The following is a 24605-nucleotide window of genomic DNA, read 5'->3' on the forward strand; positions in this document are numbered from 1 at the left end:
TTAAGACACCAAAAGGCTGCACCCGCGAATATCCGAATGATCGATCCTTCCCAAAACCTGAAATTTGCCATTGCGAAGAAACGAAGTTGATGAAGCCATCTCAAAATCGTTTATGATTTTGCCTAAATCCTGGGTCGCAATAAAACTACAGGAATGTATATTCGCCAGATCGATGATGTTGAGAGCGCCGGTTCTGCCGTCTTCAAGGTAAGAAAACGGATCTTCGGTGTTGCGGATTAAAATGCGCATCCATTGCGGACTTTCGTAAATATTTTCTCCCAGCGAATAAGCCTGCGACAATAATTCCGTCATCGAATATTCAGAATTAATCTTTTCGGTTCCGAAACCGTTCTGCAAAATCCGGAGCAGTTCGTCTTTCGTCATTTCCTCTTTACGGCCTTTCATTCCGCCCGTTTCAATAACGGTTAAATTCTCCGAGTTTATATGTTTAAGTAGTTCCGCATCACAAAAATCCAGATAATCGAGCAACGCGAAAGAAACTCCGAACAGAATAACTTTCTTGTTCTCGGTTGAAAGCTGCTTCAGCAAATCAAAAAGTTCCTGATGATTATACAGAAAGTAACCGTTTTCCGGTTTAGCCGATTTCTTCATGAGAAAATCGACCATATAAATTAAGGAAGAATGCGGATTTTCAGAATAATTGGGCAGTAAACCTAGGAAAATATAGTCTTCCGGTTTACCGATAAACTGCGCGAAACTTTGGTAAATACTTTGTTCGTAAAGCCCAAAATCAGCAATAAAATGCCTCGAACGCGTCATTTGAGTCGTCCCGGAACTTTGAAAATAGTTTTCAGTCTTTGAATTTTTATCTAAAACCAAATGATTTTTGAACATCTCAATCGGCAGAAACGGAATTTTTTCCACGGCATCAATTTCCGCGGGATTAATGTTCAGATAATCGACAAATTTCCGGTAAACCTCCACGTTTTCATACTGATAGCGGAACGTCTCCAGACATTTTTGTTGGAAATCGGATTCGGTTTGTATGTTGAAGATGGACGACATTGATTTAAACTTTTGCGGTACTTTCAAAGGGTTTCAGTTCAAAATCTTCCTGAAATTCTCCATAGGTAAAATAAGAAATCCAGTCGCCGAGATTAATATATTTTGCGGTGTTTTCTTCAGATTTTAAATCCAGAACCATCGGTAAATGCCGGTGACCGTAGATGAAATAATCAATTTTTTCGGTTCTCAGCTTTTCTTTGGAATAGATAATAAGAAATTCTTTGTCTTCGCCCAGAAATTCTTTGTCTTCTTCCCCGGAAATCATTTTGTTTTTGGTAGAAAAATAAATCGCCACCTTCATCGCGATATCCGGATGAAGCCATTTGAATCCCCACTGCGCAAAAGGATTCGTGAAAAGTTTCTTCATTCTCTTGTAGCCTTTATCTCCCGGACCCAAACCGTCACCATGAGCAAGCAGGAAATTTTTTCCGTTAATCTCGAAGTACTTTTTATCGAAAAAAACTTTGCAGCCAATTTCTTCTTCAAAGTAATTTTTCATCCAAAGATCGTGGTTACCGACGAACATATAAAGCTCAATCCCTGAATCTTTGAGTTCAGCCAGTTTGCCCAAAACCCGCACGTAGCCTTTCGGGATTACGTGATTCCACTCGTGCCAGAAATCGAATAGATCGCCCATGAGAAAAAGAACCTGTGCGTCGGCTTTGATTTCATCGAGCCAGCGGATGAATTTTTTTTCCCGGATCTTGCTTTCTTTGGCTGTTGGCGCGCCGAAATGCTGATCGGATGCGAAATAAACTTTTTTATTGGGCTGTAAACTGATTTTCATACTTTTGATAATAGATCGAAATTTACCTTTTTAAGCTTGGTCTTCTGCAAACCATTCTCCATAGGAGTTTTCGGTTTCGTGAAGTTTGAGGTAAGCCAAAGTGACATCGCCCGAAAGTTTGTTCTTAATTTTTTCTGCAATATCGTAGAGCATATTCTCGCAGGTCGGCTGGTAGTCGCAGAAAATCACTTTATGACCTTTCTGTTGCAGATCTGAGCCCAGTTCTTGATGAGGAGAAGTACCGTTCACCAAAACTGCGTGATCCCAAACATCGATGATTTCAGATTTTACAATCTTCTTGATGTCGCCAAAATCCACAACCATTCCGTTTTTAGGATTTTCCAGATCGTTGATCGGCGTTCCTTTTAAAGTAACAAAAAGTTTATAGGAATGTCCGTGCATATTTTTGCATTTACCGTCGTAATTGTAAAGGACATGTGCGGTTTCGAAGGTGAAAATTTTGGTAATTCTAATCATTTTGCAAAGATAAGATTTTGAGGTGATAATGTGATGATTTGGGATTTGATGATTTGTACAGGCAAGATTAAAGTCTAAAAAATCCTCCCACAAAAATGCGGGAGGATGAATTAACAATTACAAATTAAACGATAGTATCTTAATGGAACTGTGCTGTTTCGGTAGAATCTTTCATCGCAACTACAGAAGAATTTCCTGCTGTAATTACGGTTTGCAGTGCATCGAAATAAGAAGTTCCCACAAAATTCTGGTGTTTGACCGCACGGAAACCTTCTTTCTGCAACGCGAATTCTCTTTCCTGAAGTTCGCTGTAACCGGCCATTCCGCGTTTTTTGTATGCCAAAGCCAGTTCGAACATCGAAGTATTCAAAGCGTGGAAACCAGCAAGCGTAATAAACTGAAATTTATATCCCATTTTCGCAAGTTCTTCGCGGAAGGTTTCCATTTCAGCAACAGAAAGTTTCGCAGCCCAGTTGAAAGATGGAGAACAGTTGTAAGCCAACATTTTCCCGGGGAATTTGGCATGAATTCCTTCGGCAAATTTTCTCGCATATTCCAAATCCGGATTACTGGTTTCCATCCAGATCAGATCCGCATAAGGTGCGTAAGAAAGACCTCTGTCAATACCCTGCTCTACACCGTTTTTCACTTCAAAAAAACCTTCCGTCGTTCTTTTCCCGGTTACAAATTTCTGGTCGCGTTCATCTATATCCGACGTCAGCAAATCAGCCGCATCAGCATCAGTTCTGGCTACCACAATCGTCGGAACTCCGCAAACATCTGCGGCCAAACGCGCAGCAATAAGCTTGTTGACAGCTTCCTGCGTTGGCACAAGAACTTTTCCGCCTAAATGTCCGCACTTTTTCGCTGAAGAAAGCTGGTCTTCAAAGTGAACGCCAGCTGCACCCGCTTCAATCATCTGCTTCATCAGTTCGTAAGCATTTAAATTTCCACCGAAACCTGCTTCAGCATCGGCAACGATTGGAACCAAATATTCCTTTCTGTCTTCTCCTGCCACACCGTTTACAGACTGAATCTGATCGGCCCTCAACAAAGCATTATTAATTCTTTTCACGACACTTGGGACGGAATTCGCAGGATAAAGACTTTGGTCAGGATACATCTCTCCGGAAAGGTTCGCGTCTGCGGCCACCTGCCAACCGGAAAGATAAATGGCTTCCAAGCCGGCATCCACTTCCTGAACGGCCTGATTTCCTGTAAGTGCACCCAATCCGGCGACAAAATCCTGATTGTTGAGTTTCTCCCATAATTTTTCAGACATCAATTTTGCAATGGTGTAATCGAGTTGGTAAGAACCTCTCAGTTTTAATACTTCTTCTGCGGAATATGGTCTTTCAACACCTTTCCATCTTGGGTTTTCGAGCCAGTACTGTTCAAGCTGGCGAATTTGTTCCTGGTTTTTCATTGTATTTTGGATTTGATTATTATTGGATTTAAATAAAATTATAAGCTTTTAGTGTTAAAAATTCTTCAAAATCGTCATTAAGGACCAGATCATCGAAAATCTCGGTGGCTAAAGCGAATTTTCCGTTTTTGTAACGCTCTTCACCCACATAATTCTTAATATTTTGAAGTTCTTCTTCCTGCCATTTCAACACCATGTCTTTGGTTAACGTTCTGCCGTCATCAAGTTTTGCCTCATTTTTCAGCCACTGCCAAACCTGCGTACGTGAAATTTCTGCGGTCGCCGCATCTTCCATTAGGTTGTAAAGCGCCGCTGCACCCACACCCATAAGCCAGGATTCAATATAAAGAATTCCGACATTGATGTTTTTTCTTACGCCATTTTCAGTGATTGTCCCTTTTGGAATTTCGAGCAAGTCGCTTTCTGAAATCTGGTATTCTTCGAATTTTTTGTGAATCTGGTTTTTTTCAGGCATCAGGTCATCGAAAATTTTCTTCGCAACAGGAACCAGTCCCGGATGCGCAACCCAGGTTCCATCGTGCCCATTTCTCACCTCTCTCTCCTTGTCTGCACGAACTTTTGCATAGGCTATCTCATTCTCCTCTTCGTTATTTTTTACGGGAATCTGCGCCGCCATTCCACCCATCGCGTGAACATTTCTTTTGTGGCAAACCTGAATTACCCGTTTCGAATAAGCACTCATAAAAGGTGAAGTCATGGTCACCTGGTCTCTGTCGGGAACGAGAAATTCGGGCAGATTCCTGAACTTTTTGATGTAAGAGAAAATATAATCCCATCTTCCACAGTTCAGTCCGGAACTGTGCTCTTTCAGTTCATACAGAATCTCATCGAGCTGAAAAGCCGCTGTAATGGTTTCAATAAGAACGGTTGCTTTAATGGTTCCCTGCGGAATCTTGAGGTAATCCTGAGAAAATTTAAAAACTTCATTCCACCATCGGGCTTCTTTGTAATGTTCGAGTTTTGGAAGATAAAAATAAGGTCCGCTACCGTTTTCGATCAGTTTCTTGGCATTTCTGAAAAAGTAGATTCCAAAATCAATTAAAGAACCCGAAGCTTTTTCTCCGTCAATTTCTATATTTTTTTCTTCAAGATGCAGACCTCTGGGACGAACCAGCAGAACTGCAGCCTGGTCATTAAGTTGGTAGACTTTGCCGGCTTCATTTTCAAAACTGATGGCGCGGTTTACAGCATCAGAAAGATTTATCTGTCCTTCCATGCAGTTTTCCCAGGTCGGCGAATTGCTGTCCTCAAAATCTGCCATGAAAGTTGAAGCTCCTGAATTTAGGGCGTTGATGATCATTTTACGTTCCACCGGACCAGTAATTTCCACTCTTCTGTCGAGCAAATCTTCAGGAAGCGCGCTGCATACCCAATCCGTTTCTCTGATTTCTTTGGTTCCAGGTAAAAAAACGGGAAGCTGATGATGATCGAACTCCACCTGTTTCATTGTTCTGGCAGCAAGGAGCTTTTTTCTTTCTTCATTGAATCTTACATGAAGTTCGGAAAGAAACTCAATCATTTCCGAAGTGAAAATATCGTGATGAAGTCTGTCTGCCAGAATTTTAAATGTTGTTGCCGTCTCCATATCAATTAATATTTTGTGATTTTGATTCAACAAATCTAAATAAAATTTTTCACCTACAGCGAACGTTCGCTATTTTTTAAAATAAATAATTATGCGAACAACAGTTCTTTTTTAATTAACTTTGTATCCATCGTATTTCTAAATCTATTTAGAAAGATTATAAATTTAAAACGCAACCATGACGCACGACGCCGAATTCATAAAAACCGTTTTCGGACTGAAAATGAAACAGTTCCGGCAGAAAAGAAACATTTCTTTGCAGGAACTTTCAAATCAAACCGGATTATCAAAATCGTATCTCAATGAGATCGAAAACGGAAAAAAATATCCGAAACACGACAAAATTGCCCAGCTTGCCACCGCACTTAACTGCAGCTATAACGATTTGGTGTCCACAAAACTGGATAAAAGCCTGTCACCGATTGTGGAAATCATACAGTCGGATTTTTTCAAGGAAATCCCGCTGGATCTTTTCGGAATCAACAAAAACAACCTCATCAGCATCATCAGCGACGCACCGAAAAAAGTGACGGCTTTTGTAAACACACTCATCGAAATTTCCAAGAACTATAACCTGAGTAAAGAGCGGTTTTACTTTGCGGTAGTGAGAAGTTTTCAGGAACTTTATGATAATTATTTTCCTGAAATCGAGGAAAAAGCCGTTGCCTATTCTATCGAAAATCAAATTCCACATAAACCAAACTCCAGTGATCTGGAAAAAATTCTGACGGAAAAACTTCAGTATGAAATCAGAAATCTGGATTTTGAAAAATATGGCGCAACCGGAAAACTGCGGTCTCTTTTTATCCCCGAAAAGAAACTGCTGTTACTGAATGAACTCTTAGACGAAGACCAGAAAACCTTTATTTTTGCCAAAGAAATCGGCTACAACGTCTTAAATCTCAACCCCAGACCCAACACGTATTCCTGGCTTGATTTTACCAGTTTCGAGGAACTGCTCAGCAATTATTACGCATCGTATTTCGCAGGCTGTCTGCTGATACACAAAGGAATTTTAACGGAAAAAATTTCATCTTTTTTTAAATCCCATGAATGGGAACCACAGAATTTTGAGAATCTTATCGAGGAATTTACAAATTCTCCGGAAACTTTTTATTACCGGATGACCAACATTCTGCCGCAGGAACTGGGCATTAAAGATCTTTTCTATCTGTGTTTCACGAAAAAGAAAAATTCAGATAAGCTTGAAATCTTAAAGGAACTTCACCTGAACCAGCAACAAGCACCACACGCAAACGCCACAAATGAGCACTACTGCAGAAGATGGATCGCCGTGAAAAATCTGATTAATCTGAAAGAAAACGAAACCGTAACCGATGCTCAGATTTCCCATTATAAAGACAGCGGACTCACTTATCTGGTACTGTCAACGTCGCAGAAAAACCCGTTTTCCGATGGCACAAACAGGAGTTACTGCCTCGGAATTTTACTGAATTCAAACTCTTTAAAGAAGATAAATTTTGCGAAAAGCGACCGTATTAAAACTGTGAATGTAGGCGTAACCTGCGAATTCTGCAGCATCCCGAACTGCGAAGTTAGGCAGGCACCGCCGCTCCGTCTGGAAAAAGACCTTTTCAATGAAAACATGAAGAAAGCCATCCAGATGATTAAAAAAGAGATGATGTAGATCGTGGTAAAGTAAAATTTGTAACTTTAAAATACCTAAACAATACCTGTGATTTTAAATTTACTTTTCCCCAACCGCTGTCTGGAATGTAGCCGAATCATTGGTTCCGGTGAATTGGTTTGTGGGATCTGCATCGGTCAGGTTCTTTTTACCCATCACGATTTTTCCCGGGAAAACCTTTTAAAAGAGCGCTGCTCCTTACTTTTTCCTGTGGAGAATGCATTTGCACTGATGCAGTTTGAGGAAGAAAGTGTAAGCCGCAAAATTGTTCACCAACTTAAATACGGAAGTCGCGAAAAGACAGGAAAAATATTGGCGGAATGGACTGCGGAAAGAATAAAATTTCCCGAGGACAAACCTGATCTCATGGTTTCCGTGCCGTTACATCCGAAAAAACTGAAGGAAAGAGGTTACAACCAGCTTCATCTTTTTACCGAAACCCTCTCAAAAAAACTGGATATTCCTTTTGACCATCAGGTAATCAAAAGAAATTTTTACCGCAAAGCCCAGGCTCAGAAAGACAAATCGCATCGTGCAGAAACCGAAAATCTTTTTTCACTTACGCAGGAAATTTCAGACAGTCATGTGTTACTGATCGATGATGTTTTCACCACAGGAAATACGATGAGTTCTGTTGCGTGGGAAATCCTGAAAGCAGGAAACAATAAAGTTTCGGTTCTCGTAATGGCGGTGGACTAAGTCCGAGTTGAATTAAATATTAGCGCTGGAGTTTTTCGCCATAACTTAAATCGCCGGCATCGCCAAGGCCTGGCGTAATATAACCTTTAGAAGTCAGCTGCTCATCAATAACTCCCACCCAGATATGTGCATCTGGATATTCATTTTTGATGGTTTCTACGCCCTGATTCGAAGCAATGGCTGCCACGATATGAAGTTGAGAAGGTTTTCCGTGATTCAATAAATCTTTAATCGCTTCAATTAGACTTGCTCCTGTAGCCAACATCGGATCGGCAACAATTAATGGTCTTCCGTCCACATTCGGACAGGTTAAATAATCCTGTTTGATAGAGAAATAATCGTTGGCATCGTGTTTTCGGTAAGCGGCAACGAAACCGCAGTCTGCTTTATCAAGATAATTCAGAATTCCCTGAAACAGCGGGACACCAGCTCTTAAAATGGTGGTAATTACGGGCTGCACCGCAACTTCTTTTACTTTGAGTTTATCCAGAGGCGTGGTAATTTCTATTTCTTTCTGCTCCAGACTTTTGCTGATTTCAAAAGCTGCAATTTCGCCAATGCGCTCCATATTTCTACGGAATCTCATTCGGTCATTTTGCACTTCAATATTTCGGAGTTCATTGATCCAGGTATTTACAAGGGAGAATTGATCGGATAAAACAGTAACCATAGTGCTAATTTATGCTGTAAAGTTCGGGAAAATTTAATGTATTAAAAAGCCCTTCAGAAAAATTCTGAAAGGCCTAAGTTTTTTTTACTTTTGACGGAAATAGATTTCAATAGGAACACCGGTAAAACCAAACTCTTTTCTAAGCTGATTTTCGGTAAACCTCTTATAACTTTCTTTTACGTATTGTGGTAAATTACAGAAAAATACAAACTGTGGACTTGGCGTAGGGAGCTGCACACAGTATTTAATCTTCACGTATTTACCTTTAATCGCCGGTGGCGGCGTATGTTCGAAAATCGGAAGCATCACTTCGTTAAGTTTTGAAGTTTTAATTTTCTTCGCGCGGTTTTCGTAAACTTCCATGGCTACTTCCACGGCTTTCAGGATGCGCTGTTTGGTAAGTGCAGAAATAAATAAAATCGGAATATCGGTAAACTGACCGATTCTTTCCTTAATCTGGTTCTCGAAATCGCGGGTACTGTTGGTGCTTTTATCTTCTACCAAATCCCATTTATTCACCAGAATTACAATTCCTTTTCTGTTTTTCTGAGCCAATCCGAAGATATTCATATCCTGAGATTCCCATCCTAAAGTAGCATCCACCATGATAATCACCACATCTGAATATTCGATAGAACGGATAGAACGCATCACGGAATAAAATTCCAGATCTTCTTTCACTTTGGCTTTACGGCGCATTCCCGCGGTGTCTACAAGGACAAACTCATGTCCGAATTTGTTATATAAAGTTTCGATAGAATCTCTTGTCGTTCCTGCGATGTCGGTCACGATATTTCTCTCAACATCCAACAAAGCGTTAGTCAAGGTTGATTTTCCCACGTTCGGTCTTCCCGCAATGGTAATTTTTGGCAGACCTTCGAAAGGATCTTTGTATTCGGTTGTTGGAAATTCTTTAACAATATCATCCAGCAACTCGCCGGTTCCGGAACCTGTGGCAGAAGATAAAGTATAGTATTTTTCGATTCCTAACTGATAAAATTCGGTAGCCGCAAGTTCTTCAGTGGCAGAATCTACTTTGTTTACCGTTACATACACCGGCTTGTTGGAGCGGCGCAGCATTTCGAAAATCTCCTGATCTGTGTCCGTTAAACCTTCTTCTACATTCAGCATGAAAATTATGGAAGTAGCTTCATCAACAGCCAGCTGAACCTGTTTGGAGATTTCTTCCTGAAAGATATCTTCGTTATTTACTTCGTAACCACCGGTATCAATCACGGTGAATTCTACTCCGTTCCAGTCAGATTTACCGTAATGGCGGTCTCTGGTAACTCCGGAAGTAGAATCTACGATAGCTTCTCTTCTTTCTAAAAATCGGTTAAAAAGGGTTGATTTTCCTACGTTGGGGCGCCCAACGATCGCAACGATATTGCTCATTAAATTTTGTTTAATAATGTAATTATTAATGGGTTACTCGAACTTTTCGAGCCCAAAAATTTTTGCAAAGATAGTTTTTTTAAATTTAGGATTACAGAAGGAATCTACTAAAACTTGATAGCCCCGATGGAAACGGCATCCATTTTTTGGTGATAGAGCGGAAGCGAAATCACCAAAAAAGATAGAGTGGACAGCGGGTGAAGACATGAAGAGAGAACTAAACCTTGTTGCTCCCCATAAAAAAAGCCATTTCACTGAGAAAATGGCTTTGTATGTTTAATGAATTTCTGAACTAAACTCTCTCGATTTCTGCGCCGAGTGCTTTCAGTCTTCCGTCGATATTTTCGTACCCACGGTCGATCTGCTCGATGTTGTGGATGGTTGAATTTCCTTCTGCAGAAAGTGCTGCGATCAGCAGGGCGTTGCCGGCTCTGATATCAGGGGAAATCATCGTTGTGCCCCGAAGCGGAGATTCGTGATTTAAACCTACCACCGTTGCCCTGTGTGGATCACACAGAATAATCTGTGCGCCCATATCGATGAGTTTATCCACGAAAAAGAGTCGGGATTCAAACATTTTCTGGTGAACCAGAACGGTTCCTTTTGCCTGTGTAGCTACAACCAGAATGATGGAAAGCAAATCCGGCGTAAAGCCCGGCCACGGAGCATCGGAAACGGTTAAAATAGAACCATCGATAAATTTCTGTATTTTGTAATTTTCCTGTGCCGGGATAAAGATATCGTCGTCACGTTTCTCCAGCTGTATTCCCAATTTCCTGAAGGTATTCGGAATTACGCCGAGTTCGTCCCAGTGTACATTTTTAATCGTAATTTCAGATTTTGTCATTGCGGCAAGACCTATCCAGGAACCGATTTCAACCATATCAGGCAGCATGGTGTGTTCTGTTCCGTGAAGCGTATCAACTCCCTCAATGATGAGTAAATTTGAACCAATTCCAGAGATATTGGCGCCCATTCTGTTAAGCATTTTGCAGAGCTGTTGCAGATAAGGTTCGCAGGCAGCATTGTAAATACTGGTTTTTCCTTTGGCTAAAACGGCCGCCATCACAATATTGGCTGTTCCGGTAACTGAAGCTTCTTCCAAGAGGATAAATTTCCCGTGAAGTTCTTTAGCTTTTAAGGAGTAGAGATATTCTTTTTCATCGTAATGAAATTCCGCACCCAGTTCCACAAATCCCTGGAAATGCGTATCAAGACGTCTTCTTCCGATTTTATCACCGCCCGGAGTCGGCATATAAGCTTCGCCAAATCTTGCTAACATGGGGCCGAGAAGCATAATGGAACCGCGGAGTTTGGAACCATCTTTCTTAAAATCATTTGATTTAATATAATCAAAATTTACAGCATCTGATTTAAAAGTGTAATCACCATGAGCGTTTTTCGTAATCTTCACCCCGAAATCACCGAGAATTTCGATCAGTCGGTTAACATCATGAATATCGGGAATGTTTTTTACCCTTACTTCTTCGTCGGTAAGTAAAACCGCACATAAAATCTGAAGCGCTTCATTTTTCGCTCCCTGTGGAGTGATTTCACCATGCAGCCTTTTCCCGCCTTTTATTTTAAATGATCCGCTCATCTTTTACTTCCGGTTTTTATTGTTATGAAAATTTCTTCTTTTGTTCTGGCTGTTCTGTGCCTGGTTTTGGTTGGTTCTCCCGTTATTTTTGTTGGTTCTTCCGCTTGCGTAGTAAATCTTGCTTTTCTCCAGCGAGTCCAGACCGGTAAGATCAAGACGGTTTTCTGATAGATCCTTCAGATGCCTGAAAATTACTTCATCCTGCACATGTTCTTTATTATAAACATTGTAAGATTTTTTCATATTGTTTGCAATGACTTGAATGAGCGCGTCTTTTTCGTCGCCTGCTTCCAGTTCAATGGCTTTTTCGATCAGCTGAAGAATACTTTTGCCGTAAAATTTAAAATCTCCCTGAAGTTTGGGATATTCCATTTTCTTGGGTTTTTCATTCAGTTCTTCCACCGTGGGGAAAGGATAAGGAGAATCTACATCCAGATCGTAATTCGAAAGAATAAAAAGATGGTCCCAAAGTTTATGTTTATAATTCTCTTCGTCGCGAAGTTGGGGATTTCTCTGCCCCATAAAATCTACTATTGCTACGGCCATTTCGTTCCGCTCTTCTTTTGTAGCCAGTTCTTTGCAGCGCTCAACAAGCTGCTGTATAATTCTTCCGTATTCGGGCATGTGCAGCTGTGGTCTGTTGGTATTGTATTCCATGGGTGCAAATATAAGAATTAGTTTATTGTTTTTTGCTGACGGGGCAGCGTAATTTTAGACCTTTTTCAAGCCTGAATTTTCAAGGAGAATCAACACTTCTGGATGTTATTTTTCGATAAACCGGCCCTGTTCTTCCGCCGTTGGCAAAGCACATTGCTGAACTGAAAAACGCTTCCTGTTGGCGGCAACCCGATCATAAAAAAAATCGGTCATCGGCCTGGGCAATGCATTCAGATATCCGAGATGAACATATTTTCCGCCGAGAATTTTTGCAATCTTAAAAACTGCATGTGATTTCGTCTCGTAAAAAGCGTTGGGCTTCCAGAGATATAAAGTATTAAGCTGCCGGTTCTCTAAATTTCTTTCATTTAAAAATTTTTGCCCAAACTCCGACTGCAGGGCAGAAAAGAGGAACTGTTTCCGGTGGTCGTTTTTCAAAATCCACTGGACCCAGTAGTTGCACATGCCGCAGTCGCCATCGTAAAAAACATAATACTTGGAAGAATCTGTCATTTTTTCGCAGTTTCAGCCGGCAGATCATTCATAACGCGGATTTCTTTTTCCAACGATTTCAAATATTGGATCACTTGCTGCTTTTGTGCTTCAGTGTATTTGGCTTCCGGATGGGCTAAAATATAAGAATCAAGAGGCATTTCACCTTTTTCAATCATGTCTACGGCTTCAAAAAGTTTATGTGCCTGACGTTTGGGTTCATAAGTCGCAAAGGTAGAGAAATTAAGTTCTTTTCTCCCTTCATCAATATGGTCTTTAAGAAACCACGCAATAGGCTGTACATTGGAATACCATGGATATTTTGATTCATTGCTGTGACAGTCGTAGCAACCGTTTCTGATGAGTGTCGCAGTGGCTTCCGGCGTGTTTTTAATCTTTAATAAATCCATACCCGGTGTGGGTGCGGGATTATTTTTATCAATTGGAAAAAACTGAATGAGCACCAGCGCTACTAAGAGAATGACCAGTATTTTTTTCATAGCTTTTTATCTTTTAAGAAGTGAATTTACTCATTTATTTTCAAACTTTCATGAGAATATAAAAACATCAAAGATTCCTTTTATGAAGATATTAATTCTAATAGATTTTATAAATCGAAAATCACTTTTTTAATTGATGAAAACATGGTATCTTTGCACCATAGAAATTTAAAAACAATATAATATGTCATTAGTAGGAAAAAAATTCCCAAACATCGAGATTGATGCAATGAGTGAGATGGGTGATGATTTAAGAATCAACATCTTTGAAGAGGCTACAAAAAACGAGCAGAAAGTATTATTGTTCTGGTATCCGAAAGATTTTACTTTCGTTTGCCCGACTGAACTTCACGCTTTTCAGGAAGCTTTGGGTGAATTCGAAAAAAGAAACACCAAAGTAATCGGTGCTTCATGCGACACCAACGAAGTACACTTTGCCTGGTTAAACACCGCAAAAGAAAACGGAGGAATCGAAGGCGTAACATACCCGATCCTTGCAGATACCCACAGACAGCTTGCCAACATCCTGGGCATCGTAGATCAGGATTTCGAATACGATGCAGAAGGAAACGAAATCTTCACAGGTTCTAACGTTACCTACAGAGCAACTTACCTGGTCGATGAAACAGGAAAAATCTTCCACGAAGCGGTAAACGATATGCCATTAGGAAGAAACGTAAAAGAATTCTTAAGACTGATCGATGCTTACACCCACGTTCAGAAACACGGTGAAGTTTGCCCAGCTAACTGGGAAGAAGGTAAAGATGCAATGCAGGCCAACAGAGCTTCAACCGCGGAATACCTTGCAAATCACCAAAACTAATTAAAAAACAGCTGAAATGTACACAGAATTAACAGAAGACGCTTTGCAGCAAATTGTTGCAGATAATGAAAAAGTAGTGGTACAGTACGGTGCAACATGGTGCGGAAACTGCAGAATCATGAAGCCGAAGTTTAAGAAGCTTGCCGCCGAAAACGAAGACATTCCGTTCTATTATGTAGACGCAGAAAAACTTCCGGAAAGTAGAAAACTGGCGAAAGTTGACAATCTGCCGACCTTTGCAATCTTTAAGAACGGAGAATTGGTAAACCAGGTTCAGACCAACCAGGCAGAAAGCCTTATTAATCTTTTTAAAGAATTAAATTAATGAAACTACCTATAATCAGACAGTTTTATCAGACCCAAAGTGCTGAAAACCTCGAAAAAACTTTGGAAGTTTTGGAGGCGTTTACAGAATTCCGCGGAACAACTGAAGAAGACTTAAATGTTGCGGGAGAGTTAATTACCAATATTTGCGGAGCGCTCGAAGTTCACAGCAGCGTAAATAACGGAATGACGGAAAGGGATGCACTGAACGGTTTTGCCCAGAAAGTACTGGGTTCAATCGATAAATAAGCAAAGTCTTATACAGAAAAATGGCGGGAAAATTTCCCGCCATTTTGTTTTAAGATCGATTAGTCTTGTCGCTTACCGTTTCCTTTTTTGAATTTTTTGTGATTCTTCTCTGACTTTTCACCGAATTTACGGTAGTCTTTGTAATCTTTTTTTCTGTCATCATTATATCTCCAGTCCTCATTACGGTTGTTATTCCAGTTAGCGTTTCTTTTTTTTACCTGACCGGGCGCATAATCTTTAGCATTTCCTCCGTAGATTTTCTTAGCTTGTCCCGGAGGCAGATTCCGGTTATTACGCGGATAATATCCTGTATTGTCACCTCTTCTGGTAATGATTCCCGGTCTGCCGTATACATCACCTCTTCTTACAACCCTGCCGTTCTGGTAAACGTTTCCATTACGGTCGCGGTACACATCGCCCTGTCTGTAAACGGTACCGTCCGGAGTTCTGTAAACACCACCGTTGGGATAATTGTTTGGATAGTTGTTTCCGTAAACATCATTAGCAGCACCACAGGAGGCTAAAGTAAAAGCAAGCCCTGCCGCTGCTATTATTTTAAATAGATTTTTCATTTTTTATGAGATTTAATTTAAGATAACATCTCAATACTAATGCCAAACTTTAAAATTTATTGTGCACACAGAAAAAATCATGCTAAATTCCTACCACAGAACTCCGTCTTTCGAGGAGAACCACATCGCGCCATACACCGTTCATCTGCGCCAGACGCTCGCGTCTGCCCACTGTTCTGAATCCAAATCTTTCATGAATAATAATACTCGGCTGATTTTCCGGGAAAACGCTGGCCTGCAGCATCCAGAATTCCTCTTCTTCACTGGCGAGAATCAGTTTCTGGAGCATCATAGAGCCTAAACCTTTACCCTGGGCAGCGTTCCGGAGATAAATACTCACTTCCGCCACGCCTTTGTAGCAGTCGCGCGCGCTGATCGGCTGCAGCGCTGCCCAACCCATCACCTCATCATTGGCATCTTCCAGAACGAACCGGCAGCTCTTGAAGTATTTATCGTCCCAAGCTTCCCACGAAGGTGCATGCTCATCGAACGTGGCATTTCCACCCGCGATTCCTTCCTCAAATATGGCAATGACAGCAGCGCCATCCTCAGGCTGCATGCTTCGTATTTCGTAACTCATCCCTCAATTTTTTTCTCGTGATTAGCGGGAATAAAATTAAATAAAAAACCGGAACTGATGCTCCGGTTTAAAGATATTACGCTACCTGTTGATTGAATTTTATTCAAGTTCCCTCTTCAGGAATCTGGCGGTGAGGCTCTTGCGGGATTTCGCGACTTCCTCCGGTGTTCCTTTGGCGATAATTTCACCGCCTTTGTTACCGCCTTCCATACCAACATCGATAATGTGGTCAGCAAGCTTGATGACATCCAGATTATGCTCAATTATTACAAAAGAGTTTCCTAAATCCACGAGTTTATTGATGGCTTCCATAAGCACTTTTACATCTTCAAAATGGAGTCCGGTGGTCGGTTCATCCAGGATATAAAGGGTATTTCCGGTCTGTCTTTTCGCCAACTCCGTCGCCAGTTTAATCCGCTGCGCTTCCCCGCCCGAAAGCGTGGTCGACTGCTGCCCGAGGGTAATATAACCCAACCCTACATCCTGCAAAGTTTTCACTTTGGCGTAGATTTTCGGCAGGGGCTGAAAGAACTCCGTAGCTTCATCAATCGTCATATCCAGCACATCCGAGATCGACTTCCCTTTATAACGCACTTCGAGGGTTTCGCGGTTGAAACGTTTTCCGTTGCAGGTCTCGCAGTGTACATACACATCTGGAAGGAAATTCATTTCAATCACTTTCAGACCTCCACCTTGGCAGGTCTCGCACCGGCCGCCTTTTACGTTAAAGGAGAACCGTCCGGGTTTATAGCCGCGAATTTTCGACTCCGGATGTTCAGAGAAGAGGTTCCTGATGTCGGTAAACATGCCGGTATAGGTAGCCGGGTTCGAGCGTGGCGTTCTCCCGATCGGCGCCTGGTCCACGTCCACGATCTTGTCGATATGCTCGATTCCTTCAATCTTTTTATATGGTAAAGGCTCCTGCACCGCCCTGTAGAAGTGACGGTTAAGGATTGGGTACAGCGTCCCGTTGATGAGGGACGACTTTCCGCTGCCGGAAATACCGGTGACGACCACGAGTTTCCCCAGGGGGATTTCAAGCGTGACGTTTTTCAGGTTATTGCCCGTGGCACCTTTCAGGACAATGGATTTTCCGTTGCCTTCGCGGCGGGTTTCAGGGATTTCAATCTTTCGCTTACCGGTCATATAATCCGCCGTTACGGTATCTGCTTTCAGCAGGTCTTTAGGATTCCCCTGCCAGAGAATTTCTCCGCCAAACTTCCCTGCACGGGGGCCAATATCCAGCACCTCATCGGCTTCCAGAATCATGTCTTTATCGTGTTCAACTACAATTACCGAATTACCGATATCGCGCAGATTTTTAAGCGAATTGATGAGTCTTTCATTATCCCGCTGATGAAGCCCAATTGAAGGTTCATCCAGGATATAAAGCACATTCACAAGCTGCGACCCTATCTGCGTTGCCAGACGGATTCTCTGTGATTCACCGCCGGACAGGGTGCGCGAACTTCTGCTCAGACTCAGGTAATCCAGCCCCACATCGAGGAGGAACTGAAGGCGGGTCTTGATCTCTTTGAGGATCTCGTGGGCAATGACTTTATTCTTTTCACTGAACTTGTCTTCCACTGCTTCGAGCCAGTCTTTCAGATCGAGCAGAGACAGGGCGTTGATCTCGGCGATATTCTTGCCGTCAATCTTGAAACTGAGGCTTGATGGCTGAAGCCGGGTACCTTTACACTCTGGGCAGACTTCTTCAGTCGTGAAATGTCTTTCGAGAAGAATGGCATCGTAGCTTTCCTTGTCTTCGATCATTTCGTTGATCAGGGGAACCAGACCATCGAAGTTCACTTTTATTTTCTTGGTAATGCCTGCATATTTGAGGTCTTTGCTGAACTCCTTATGGCAGCCGTGGTAGATATAATCCAGGGCTTCGGCAGGAATATCGTTAAAGGGAGTCGCCAGCCCGAGACCGAAGATCTCGAGGATATTTTTAATCTGGCCAAGGATCCATTTGTTTGATTTAATATCCTCTAATGGAAGCAGACCACCCTGATTGATGGAAAGCTTAGGATTTTCAACAAAGTAATCCGTATTGACTTTTTTTACAGTCCCAAGGCCTTTACAGTAAGGGCAGCTGCCTTTGGGGGAGTTGAATGAGAAGGTATTCGGTTCTGGGAGGGCAAGAGAATGCCCGCTCTCCGAATCCATTAAGTTTTTGGAGAAATATTCGATATCTGTGCTGCCAAGAATCTGAATCCCAATTGTTCCCTCGCCCATCTGCATGGCGGTACGCAGGGATTTTTCCATCCTGTTTTCGGAAGCGTTTTCACCGATGATCCACCGGTCGATCACAATGTCGATATCGTGGGTCTTATAGCGGTCGAGTTTCAGGTCGGCTTCAATATCCACCAGTTCACCGTCGATCCTTGCCTGGCCGTAGCCTTTTTTGGACATCTGGATGAAGAGCTCATGGTAATGACCTTTACGGGAACGTACCACGGGTGCCAGCAGCATTAGTTTCTCGCCGCTGTAGTTTTCCTTGATAACCTCAATGATCTGCTCTTCGGAATAGCTGACGAGTTTTTTACCTGAAGTGAGGGAATACGCGTCGGATACTCGGGCAAAAAGCAACCGGAGAAAGTCGTATAATTCGGTCACGGTACCTACCGTGGAGCGCGGGTTTTTATTGGTGGTTTTCTGCTCAATGGCGATTACAGGAGAGAGACCGTCGATTTTATCGACATCGGGTCTTTCGAGGCCACCGAGGAACTGCCGTGCGTAGGCAGAAAAAGTTTCGATATACCTCCGCTGGCCTTCCGCAAAGATGGTATCAAAGGCAAGGGAAGATTTTCCGCTGCCGGAAAGTCCGGTAATCACCACGAGTTCGTTGCGCGGGATTTTGACGGAAATATTTTTAAGGTTGTGTTCACGGGCACCGTAAACTTCAATATATTCTTTGGAATCTTTCATTTCTAAGCTCCCGGTATCTGGATATTTGGGATTTGCAAAAATACGGAATTTTTAGGGCATACTCAACTGAGACTTACAATTGTAAATAAAATAAACGCGCAATTTCCCTCCGTACTTTTCTAAAGGCGCAGTCCAAAAACCATGCTGAATAATTGGCATGCTCCTAAGCAACGTCATCCTGAAGAACTGTTTCCCATCAACAAGATTAAATATTTCCGTGCACCGCGTGTTTCCACAAAAGAACTCTGCGGCATGAAGGTTCAGCTGATTTAATTTCAAGCTTCTTTGCGGAAGAAATTCCGGATCTGATCAGGCGTGAGCCCCAACTACTCGGATACCTTTTTGCAGTTCTTTCATTTTTAGCGATTTGCTGTACATCCAATCCGCCATATTTGCTGTTCCATTTATAAAAAGTAGGCTGACTGTTACCGTGTTCCCGGCAAATCTCATTCACTGTTTTTCCTTGATTTTGTTCAGATAAAACCTTAATGATCTGAACTCCCGAAAATTTACTGTCTTTCATAATCTTCCAGATGTAAAAACTATATTTTTAAATGTTCCCGTCTTTTGGGGAAAATTACAATAACATACGATTTTTTATTGTGGCGATGTTTAAATCATATTTTTTTTGAACTAATAATCCTATTGTGTAAGGAGTTTTTTTTAGAATCAGTAAAATTGATGAGGATTCTTCAACAAAAATTACGGAAATTAGTAATAATAAAGAACTGTAAATTTGCACAACCACCCATTAGCAGACACTTTACAGAGACAAAAAAAATAAACCAACACATGAAAATAGTAAAAAACAGTAAAAAAAATGTGTTTTTAATCACATTCAATTACCATAACTTACTGATTACCAGTGTTGGTTCATTCAGTGGAGGATATCGGGATCGAACCGACCACCTTTAGACTGCCAGTCTAACGCTCTAGCCAGATGAGCTAATCCCCCATTTTCTGAAATTTTAGATTATAAATTCTAAATTTTAGATTTGCAATGATACAAATTTTTATCATAAATCCTAAGGGCTAGTGGATTTTTTTATTGGAAAAGTGGGTTAAGGTTAAGGTTGAGAAAACTTCTTCTCGGCGACGAGAGAAAATACATGTGGCACCTTACTCCCAAACTGAGGAATCCGATATTTCCCTTTTTCAAATTCTTCGTTATGTCGGAAACAGGCATAAGGCGACCAGTTGTACTCGAGGAAGGACTTAATTTCCAGACTGTGGGCAATAAGGCTGGTGAGAACTTCTGAGGTGGCGTGGTTCCACATCACGTAATCCTGCACGAGAGGGGCCGACGGGTCGGCATAGGTACCTTCGTAAGTCTCTATAATGGGTTTTTCGTTGAAATACGAGTATTTGATGTGCGTGAAATCGTCATCATACATCCACACCACGGGATGAAACTCCACGAACACCAGTTTGCCGCCGGGTTTCAGGAAGTGGGCAATCACCGCCGCCCATTGGTCGAGATCGGGCAGCCATCCGATGGTTCCGTAACTGGTGTAAACGATGTCGAATTCGCCTTCCAACACGTTCGGAAGTTCATATACATCGGAAACAATAAATTCGGTATCGGTACCGCACTGCGTGGCGAGATCTATGGCAGTTTCAATGGCTTTGTCGGAAAGATCGATGCCCGTGACTTTCGCGCCCAGTCGGGAAAGCGAAATGGAATCCTGCCCGAAATGACACTGAAGATGAAGAACCTTTTTGCCGCGGAGGTCGCCAAGGAGATCCAGTTCAATGGAGTTCAGGGAGCTGCGGCCTTTGAGAAACTCGTCCACGAAGTAGAAGTCGGATTTGAGGTGAGGTTCTACTTTGGCGTTCCACGATTTGCGATTGATTTCGAGGTAGTTCATGATGAGGTTGAGGTTTAAATTATCATCCCGACGAAGGAGGGATCTTCAAGCTTTTAAAGTTAAGCGTTATTTATTTCCAGATTAAAAACAAGCAAAGCATCGAGCTACCACATTGTTAAGATTGTGATAAATAGTTAACGAAACACGAAATAGTACAGCAAAACCCACATGGAAATAAAAACCAGCCCGGGATACAGCACCGCGCGGAATTGCATGATATCCCTTTTCCAGAAAAACAGATAGACCAGATAGGCAATATAAACTACCGTAAGCAACGCAGGAAGAATCAGGTAAACCATCGTAAATTATTTATGGATCGTGAGATAAATATAGGTTTTTGTGCGGAATAATGTGTTGATTTTCCGTAAAATTTATTGATCCTATAAATGCTTCCTGGCCGGATTCGGGGCTGATCACCAGAGTTTAGGCGTTTACTTTACCCCAAGAAAATCAGAAATAGAGCTGGTTTCCTGCTCTCCGGTGAGAAGGTTTTTTATGGTAACATTCCCCGCTTCGATTTCCTGATCGCCGAAGAACACCAGATTCGGGACTCCTTTCTTTTCGGCATAGGTAAACTGTTTTTTCAGTTTTGCAGCTTCGGGATAAAGTTCAGCCGCGGTACCGTTTCCGCGGAGCTGCGCAATGATTTTTAAAGCCGCAACGGACTCTTTTTCTCCGTAATTGGCAAAAAGATATTTCACCGAACTTTCTGCACTGTCGATAAACATTCCGAGTTCTTCCATCACGAGGTAAATCCTGTCGAGGCCGAAAGAAATTCCGATTCCGGGAATGTTTTTTACACCGAAAACTTCCGTAAGGTTATCATACCTTCCGCCGCCACCGATGGATCCCATGGCCACACCGTTTGCCTTGACTTCGAAGATCGCTCCGGTGTAATAGTCGAGACCTCTGGCCAAGGTGATATCGAACTTCAGGTTTTCTGAAGAAATGCCCAAATCCAGACATTTTGTAAGCACGAATTCCAGTTCATTTACGCCTGCAGTTCCTGTTTCAATTCCGGCAAATTTTTCTTTGAGCTGAAGAACATTTTGCAATGCATCTTCATTTTGGGTAAAAAGAAAATCGAGTTTATCAATAGAATCCTGCGAAATATTTTTTTCCAGAAGTTCCTTTACGACGCCTTCCTTTCCGATTTTATCCAACTTGTCCAAAGCAACGGTAAAGTCGATTAGCTGATCAGAAATTCCCGCATATTCGGCTAATCCCGAAAGTATTTTCCGGTTGTTGAGATGAATGGTTACGGGGATTTTAAGTTCAGAAAATGATTTTAAATAAAGCTGCACAAGCTCTACTTCCTGCCAAAGGCTTTCGCTGCCCACCACATCGGCATCACACTGGTAAAACTCTCTGAAACGTCCTTTCTGCGGTCGGTCGGCTCTCCAAACCGGCTGAATCTGGTATCTTTTGAAGGGAAAAACCAGATGCCCGTGATTCATCGCTACAAATCTTGCAAAAGGTACGGTAAGGTCGTAACGGAGGGCTTTTTCAGAGATCTGCGAAATGAGTTTCTGGGAGTTTTTAGCCAGCCAGTCTTCTTCTTTTGTTTTTGAAGCATAGTCGCCTGAATTCAGGATTTTAAAAATCAATCGGTCGCCTTCTTCGCCATATTTTCCGGTTAACGTTGAAAGATTCTCAAAACTCGGGGTTTCCAGAGGCTGAAACCCGAAGAGTTCGAAATTTTTCTGTAAGGTATTGATGATCATCCGTCTGTTGATGACTTCTTTTGCGGTAAAATCGCGGGTTCCTTTGGCTAAGCTTGGCTTCATGCTGGTTTGTAATACGTAAAGATTAATTAGCAATTTCGAATTGCTTTTCGGTCGCAAAAATAAGGAATTGCAAAGGATTTTTCATCACAAAAAGCCGAAGAATACCATCAACGGCTTTAATAAAATATATAGGAATTTGTGTTTTTGTGGAGCTAAAGCAAACTAAAACAAGATTATTACCCTAGACCGATTCTAAAATTTCAATAATTTCTTCGCCGTAATTTTCGATCTTGTGCTTGCCAAAACCTTTGATATCGAGCAGTTCCTCTTTTTTTACCGGTTTGTATTTGGCGATGGAAAGCAGCTCTTTATTGGTGGCAATAAAATACACCGGGAGATTTTGGTCTTTGGCTTTTTCGGTACGCCAGAGTTTCAGCGAATCGAGGATTTTAATTTCGTCAGCATTCAGTTCGGCATCATTTTCTGCCGAATATTTGGGCGTTTTGGAATCATTGACGGTCATTTTCAGTTCTTCATAATAGAGAATCACCGACCAGTAACCTTCATCGTCTTTCACAAAGGCTGATTCGAATTGCAGGACATTATTTTCCCCCAGAAAACGGTCGAGTACCTTTTGGTCGTGCTCAATAAAATCATCAGACAGGCGGACTTTTAAAACTTTAACTTTCATGACATTGTGTTTTTTGAGATTAAAAAAGCTTCCTCAAAGTTAATCCGGAAAACCGGTCCTCTGAGGAAGCGCAAATTTATTTACCGCCCAGCAGTACGAGTTCTTCCACCCGGATTTCGGTGATATAATGTTTTATTCCTTCTTTGTCGTCCCAGCTTCTGTACACGATTTTGCCTTCTACTGCGATTTCCTTTCCTTTTTCTACATATTTTTCGACGATATCTACTGTTTTTCCGAAAAACACCAAATTGTGCCATTGGGTTTCTTCCACTTTTTCGCCGAGTGCGTTGGTGTAAAAATCGCTGGTTGCGAGACTTACTTTACCAATTCTTCCGTTTTCGAATTTTACAAATTCAACGTCTTTTCCTGTTCTACCAATTAAGGTAACTCTGTTTCTTAGTGACATGGCTTTAAAATTTTATAATTAAACATCAGAAACGGGTCTCACTGTTTTACCCGAATCTCTGATGCAAAGATTCAACGGGCCTCAAAATATAGCCGGTAAAGAATTGTTTATTACCGTTTACAGTCGTTTGCAACGGATATATCATTGATTTTCAAATAAATAAAAATAACAATAGTAGCTGACTCTTGCGTCAACATTGAGATATTAACCTCTCCGCTTACCAGCTGCAGCATTTAAGGCTGTATGGATGAACTTTTAATACATTTAAATTTCAAAAACATTATATTTGTCAACTTTTGTAATTAAACCAGTAACAAAATGATCCTGATTGTTGACGATGCTCCGGAGAATATAATTTCCCTTAAAAAAGTACTTGAAGTAAACGGCTTCGAGGTAGATACCGCTTCATCAGGGGAAGAAGCACTGAAAAAAATCCTTAAAAAATCCTATGTCCTTATCATTCTGGATGTGCAGATGCCAGAAATGGACGGTTTTGAGGTGGCAGAAGCCATTTCCGGCTACAGTAAGGCCAAAGAAACAGCTATTATTTTTCTTTCTGCAGCGATTGCCAATGTAAATTTAATTACCCGCGGATACTCCTCCGGAGGTTTGGATTATATCAGCAAACCGGTTGACATGAATATTCTGTTGCTGAAAGTGAAAACCTTTTACCGCATCTACGAACAGAGCCGCGCCCTGAACGAAATGCAGACCAAGCTCCTGGAGGAAATCGAATTCCGTAAAGAAGCCGAAAGAAAAAAAGATGAGTTCATCAGTATCGCCAGCCACGAACTGAAAACACCGATGACCAGTATTAAAGGATATATTCAGCTGCTGGAACGGAGCCTTGACAAAGAAGATCTGGAAACTACCAGAATCCGCCTGCACAAAGTACAGAATCAGGTTGAAAAACTGAACCTCCTTGTTGCAGACCTACTCGATATCTCTAAAATTGAAAGCGGCAAACTCAAATTCAATAAAAAGTACTTCAATTTCGATAAGATTCTGGATCATATTGTGGAGATCATGCAGCAGGCCAATCCCAAAGTGAAGTTCATTAAAAAAGGAGGTATCGATACTGAAATTTTTGGTGACGAAATGCGGATTGAGCAGGTCATCATTAATTTTATGACCAACGCGATTAAATATGCGCCCGACAGCGACGAAGTTCACCTCACAGCAGAACGACGTGGAGATGAAATTTATTTCTCGGTAAGAGATTTTGGCATTGGAATGGCAAAGGAACACCAACCGCAGATTTTCGATAAATTTTACAGGGTAGAGGAAACCTCCGAAAGGTACCAGGGATTGGGCATTGGGCTCTACATTTGCCAGGAAATTATCGAAAGACATGAGGGAAAAATTGGTGTGAACAGTGAGCCAGACGAAGGATCTGAATTTTATTTTACCATCCCCCTGCATCCTGAAATGGATGCTAAACCATAATTTAA

Annotated in this window: 26 protein-coding genes and 1 tRNA gene; 6 read left to right on the forward strand and 21 right to left on the reverse strand. The window is 41.7% G+C overall.

The features are described 5' to 3' along the window. From OK344_RS03685 to aceB, 5 genes are all read right to left on the reverse strand, one after another. Positions 1-1026, reverse strand: coding sequence for a LuxE/PaaK family acyltransferase (locus tag OK344_RS03685; protein ID WP_265143501.1), 1026 nt, complete (start codon positions 1024-1026; stop codon positions 1-3). Between the two features lie 4 nt (positions 1027-1030). After that, complete coding sequence (locus tag OK344_RS03690; RefSeq protein ID WP_265143503.1) at positions 1031-1813, reverse strand: UDP-2,3-diacylglucosamine diphosphatase; 783 nt, start codon at positions 1811-1813, stop codon at positions 1031-1033. A gap of 30 nt (positions 1814-1843) precedes the next feature. Further along, positions 1844-2290 (reverse strand): 6-pyruvoyl trahydropterin synthase family protein, encoded by a 447-nt coding sequence (locus OK344_RS03695; RefSeq protein WP_265143504.1) that lies wholly within the window; start codon positions 2288-2290, stop codon positions 1844-1846. Positions 2291-2429: 139 nt separating this feature from the next. Continuing rightward, positions 2430-3716 carry an isocitrate lyase gene (aceA, locus tag OK344_RS03700; protein WP_265143505.1) on the reverse strand — a complete coding sequence of 429 codons (1287 nt, stop codon included), beginning with the start codon at positions 3714-3716 and terminating at the stop codon, positions 2430-2432. Positions 3717-3744: 28 nt separating this feature from the next. Continuing rightward, positions 3745-5322, reverse strand: a complete 1578-nt coding sequence (gene aceB, locus OK344_RS03705) for a malate synthase A (RefSeq protein ID WP_265143506.1) — start codon at positions 5320-5322, stop codon at positions 3745-3747. A 178-nt stretch (positions 5323-5500) separates the two neighbouring features. On the opposite strand from aceB, the gene OK344_RS03710 reads away from it, so the two are divergent. Both OK344_RS03710 and OK344_RS03715 read left to right on the forward strand, forming a co-directional pair. Then, positions 5501-6970, forward strand: coding sequence for a helix-turn-helix domain-containing protein (locus tag OK344_RS03710; protein WP_265143507.1), 1470 nt, complete (start codon positions 5501-5503; stop codon positions 6968-6970). Between the two features lie 48 nt (positions 6971-7018). Then, positions 7019-7669, forward strand: coding sequence for a ComF family protein (locus tag OK344_RS03715; protein ID WP_265143508.1), 651 nt, complete (start codon positions 7019-7021; stop codon positions 7667-7669). A gap of 19 nt (positions 7670-7688) precedes the next feature. Here the strand turns inward: OK344_RS03715 and upp are convergent, their stop codons facing one another. The 6 genes from upp to OK344_RS03745 all read right to left on the reverse strand — a co-directional run bounded on the left by upp (position 7689) and on the right by OK344_RS03745 (position 12983). Then, complete coding sequence (gene upp / locus OK344_RS03720; RefSeq protein ID WP_265143509.1) at positions 7689-8339, reverse strand: uracil phosphoribosyltransferase; 651 nt, start codon at positions 8337-8339, stop codon at positions 7689-7691. An 84-nt stretch (positions 8340-8423) separates the two neighbouring features. After that, a complete protein-coding gene (gene der / locus OK344_RS03725; RefSeq protein WP_088469956.1) occupies positions 8424-9734 on the reverse strand; it encodes a ribosome biogenesis GTPase Der in 1311 nt (436 codons plus the stop codon). 292 nt (positions 9735-10026) lie between these two features. Then, on the reverse strand, positions 10027-11334 hold the full coding sequence (gene murA, locus OK344_RS03730; RefSeq protein WP_265143510.1) for a UDP-N-acetylglucosamine 1-carboxyvinyltransferase: 1308 nt from the start codon (positions 11332-11334) through the stop codon (positions 10027-10029). Between the two features lie 3 nt (positions 11335-11337). Beyond that, positions 11338-11991, reverse strand: coding sequence for a DUF4290 domain-containing protein (locus OK344_RS03735; RefSeq protein WP_088469954.1), 654 nt, complete (start codon positions 11989-11991; stop codon positions 11338-11340). Positions 11992-12096: 105 nt separating this feature from the next. Then, positions 12097-12504, reverse strand: a complete 408-nt coding sequence (locus tag OK344_RS03740) for a thiol-disulfide oxidoreductase DCC family protein (protein WP_265143511.1) — start codon at positions 12502-12504, stop codon at positions 12097-12099. After that, positions 12501-12983, reverse strand: coding sequence for a heme-binding domain-containing protein (locus tag OK344_RS03745; RefSeq protein ID WP_265143512.1), 483 nt, complete (start codon positions 12981-12983; stop codon positions 12501-12503). Before OK344_RS03745 ends, OK344_RS03740 begins: the two co-directional genes overlap by 4 nt. 184 nt (positions 12984-13167) lie before the next feature. Here OK344_RS03745 and OK344_RS03750 point away from each other — a divergent pair, with 184 nt between their 5' ends. From OK344_RS03750 to OK344_RS03760, 3 genes are read left to right on the forward strand one after another with little or no spacing between them, the layout of a single operon-like run. Beyond that, positions 13168-13806, forward strand: coding sequence for a peroxiredoxin (locus tag OK344_RS03750; RefSeq protein ID WP_265143513.1), 639 nt, complete (start codon positions 13168-13170; stop codon positions 13804-13806). 16 nt (positions 13807-13822) lie between these two features. Further along, positions 13823-14131, forward strand: coding sequence for a thioredoxin family protein (locus OK344_RS03755; protein ID WP_218249914.1), 309 nt, complete (start codon positions 13823-13825; stop codon positions 14129-14131). Then, positions 14131-14379, forward strand: coding sequence for a DUF6952 family protein (locus OK344_RS03760; protein ID WP_088469949.1), 249 nt, complete (start codon positions 14131-14133; stop codon positions 14377-14379). Before OK344_RS03755 ends, OK344_RS03760 begins: the two co-directional genes overlap by 1 nt. 59 nt (positions 14380-14438) lie before the next feature. On the opposite strand, the gene OK344_RS13435 is transcribed toward OK344_RS03760, so the two are convergent. From OK344_RS13435 to OK344_RS03810, 10 genes are all read right to left on the reverse strand, one after another. Next, positions 14439-14951: an LptM family lipoprotein gene (locus tag OK344_RS13435; protein ID WP_265143514.1), complete on the reverse strand. Its 513-nt coding sequence runs from the start codon at positions 14949-14951 to the stop codon at positions 14439-14441. Between the two features lie 82 nt (positions 14952-15033). Continuing rightward, positions 15034-15531 carry a GNAT family N-acetyltransferase gene (locus OK344_RS03770; protein WP_265143515.1) on the reverse strand — a complete coding sequence of 166 codons (498 nt, stop codon included), beginning with the start codon at positions 15529-15531 and terminating at the stop codon, positions 15034-15036. Between the two features lie 99 nt (positions 15532-15630). Continuing rightward, positions 15631-18462, reverse strand: a complete 2832-nt coding sequence (gene uvrA / locus OK344_RS03775; protein ID WP_265143516.1) for an excinuclease ABC subunit UvrA — start codon at positions 18460-18462, stop codon at positions 15631-15633. A 205-nt stretch (positions 18463-18667) separates the two neighbouring features. Continuing rightward, positions 18668-18985, reverse strand: a complete 318-nt coding sequence (locus OK344_RS03780; RefSeq protein ID WP_265143517.1) for a transposase — start codon at positions 18983-18985, stop codon at positions 18668-18670. 358 nt (positions 18986-19343) lie between these two features. Further along, a tRNA-Ala gene (locus tag OK344_RS03785) sits at positions 19344-19417 on the reverse strand. A 112-nt stretch (positions 19418-19529) separates the two neighbouring features. Then, positions 19530-20330, reverse strand: coding sequence for a class I SAM-dependent methyltransferase (locus tag OK344_RS03790; RefSeq protein WP_265143518.1), 801 nt, complete (start codon positions 20328-20330; stop codon positions 19530-19532). Between the two features lie 134 nt (positions 20331-20464). Then, entirely contained in the window at positions 20465-20629 is a 165-nt protein-coding gene (locus OK344_RS03795; protein WP_265143519.1) for a hypothetical protein, read from the reverse strand. 132 nt (positions 20630-20761) lie between these two features. After that, positions 20762-22117 carry a histidine--tRNA ligase gene (gene hisS / locus OK344_RS03800; protein ID WP_265143520.1) on the reverse strand — a complete coding sequence of 452 codons (1356 nt, stop codon included), beginning with the start codon at positions 22115-22117 and terminating at the stop codon, positions 20762-20764. Positions 22118-22298: 181 nt separating this feature from the next. Next, positions 22299-22748 (reverse strand): HRDC domain-containing protein, encoded by a 450-nt coding sequence (locus OK344_RS03805; protein WP_265143521.1) that lies wholly within the window; start codon positions 22746-22748, stop codon positions 22299-22301. A gap of 76 nt (positions 22749-22824) precedes the next feature. Next, entirely contained in the window at positions 22825-23154 is a 330-nt protein-coding gene (locus OK344_RS03810; protein ID WP_088469942.1) for a single-stranded DNA-binding protein, read from the reverse strand. Positions 23155-23472: 318 nt separating this feature from the next. Between OK344_RS03810 and OK344_RS03815 the strand changes: the two genes are divergently transcribed. Then, a complete protein-coding gene (locus OK344_RS03815) occupies positions 23473-24600 on the forward strand; it encodes an ATP-binding response regulator (protein ID WP_265143522.1) in 1128 nt (375 codons plus the stop codon). The last annotated feature ends 5 nt before the right edge of the window (positions 24601-24605 follow it).

The organism is Kaistella yananensis, assembly GCF_026107505.2.
Classification (GTDB): Bacteria; Bacteroidota; Bacteroidia; order Flavobacteriales; family Weeksellaceae; genus Kaistella; species Kaistella yananensis.

Excerpts from the sequence above, each read along its gene's own strand:
- OK344_RS03790 (WP_265143518.1), bottom strand. The coding sequence starts at position 20,330 with ATGAACTACCTCGAAATCAATCGCAAATCGTGGAACGCCAAAGTAGAA.
- OK344_RS03780 (WP_265143517.1), bottom strand. The coding sequence starts at position 18,985 with ATGAAAGACAGTAAATTTTCGGGAGTTCAGATCATTAAGGTTTTATCT.
- OK344_RS03795 (WP_265143519.1), bottom strand. The coding sequence starts at position 20,629 with ATGGTTTACCTGATTCTTCCTGCGTTGCTTACGGTAGTTTATATTGCC.
- der (WP_088469956.1), bottom strand. The coding sequence starts at position 9,734 with ATGAGCAATATCGTTGCGATCGTTGGGCGCCCCAACGTAGGAAAATCA.
- uvrA (WP_265143516.1), bottom strand. The coding sequence starts at position 18,462 with ATGAAAGATTCCAAAGAATATATTGAAGTTTACGGTGCCCGTGAACAC.
- OK344_RS03815 (WP_265143522.1), top strand. The coding sequence starts at position 23,473 with ATGATCCTGATTGTTGACGATGCTCCGGAGAATATAATTTCCCTTAAA.
- OK344_RS03805 (WP_265143521.1), bottom strand. The coding sequence starts at position 22,748 with ATGAAAGTTAAAGTTTTAAAAGTCCGCCTGTCTGATGATTTTATTGAG.
- OK344_RS03745 (WP_265143512.1), bottom strand. The coding sequence starts at position 12,983 with ATGAAAAAAATACTGGTCATTCTCTTAGTAGCGCTGGTGCTCATTCAG.
- aceA (WP_265143505.1), bottom strand. The coding sequence starts at position 3,716 with ATGAAAAACCAGGAACAAATTCGCCAGCTTGAACAGTACTGGCTCGAA.
- aceB (WP_265143506.1), bottom strand. The coding sequence starts at position 5,322 with ATGGAGACGGCAACAACATTTAAAATTCTGGCAGACAGACTTCATCAC.
- murA (WP_265143510.1), bottom strand. The coding sequence starts at position 11,334 with ATGAGCGGATCATTTAAAATAAAAGGCGGGAAAAGGCTGCATGGTGAA.
- OK344_RS03685 (WP_265143501.1), bottom strand. The coding sequence starts at position 1,026 with ATGTCGTCCATCTTCAACATACAAACCGAATCCGATTTCCAACAAAAA.
- OK344_RS03810 (WP_088469942.1), bottom strand. The coding sequence starts at position 23,154 with ATGTCACTAAGAAACAGAGTTACCTTAATTGGTAGAACAGGAAAAGAC.
- OK344_RS03770 (WP_265143515.1), bottom strand. The coding sequence starts at position 15,531 with ATGAGTTACGAAATACGAAGCATGCAGCCTGAGGATGGCGCTGCTGTC.
- hisS (WP_265143520.1), bottom strand. The coding sequence starts at position 22,117 with ATGAAGCCAAGCTTAGCCAAAGGAACCCGCGATTTTACCGCAAAAGAA.
- OK344_RS03695 (WP_265143504.1), bottom strand. The coding sequence starts at position 2,290 with ATGATTAGAATTACCAAAATTTTCACCTTCGAAACCGCACATGTCCTT.
- OK344_RS03735 (WP_088469954.1), bottom strand. The coding sequence starts at position 11,991 with ATGGAATACAATACCAACAGACCACAGCTGCACATGCCCGAATACGGA.
- OK344_RS03690 (WP_265143503.1), bottom strand. The coding sequence starts at position 1,813 with ATGAAAATCAGTTTACAGCCCAATAAAAAAGTTTATTTCGCATCCGAT.
- OK344_RS03755 (WP_218249914.1), top strand. The coding sequence starts at position 13,823 with ATGTACACAGAATTAACAGAAGACGCTTTGCAGCAAATTGTTGCAGAT.
- OK344_RS03760 (WP_088469949.1), top strand. The coding sequence starts at position 14,131 with ATGAAACTACCTATAATCAGACAGTTTTATCAGACCCAAAGTGCTGAA.
- upp (WP_265143509.1), bottom strand. The coding sequence starts at position 8,339 with ATGGTTACTGTTTTATCCGATCAATTCTCCCTTGTAAATACCTGGATC.
- OK344_RS03750 (WP_265143513.1), top strand. The coding sequence starts at position 13,168 with ATGTCATTAGTAGGAAAAAAATTCCCAAACATCGAGATTGATGCAATG.
- OK344_RS13435 (WP_265143514.1), bottom strand. The coding sequence starts at position 14,951 with ATGAAAAATCTATTTAAAATAATAGCAGCGGCAGGGCTTGCTTTTACT.
- OK344_RS03740 (WP_265143511.1), bottom strand. The coding sequence starts at position 12,504 with ATGACAGATTCTTCCAAGTATTATGTTTTTTACGATGGCGACTGCGGC.
- OK344_RS03710 (WP_265143507.1), top strand. The coding sequence starts at position 5,501 with ATGACGCACGACGCCGAATTCATAAAAACCGTTTTCGGACTGAAAATG.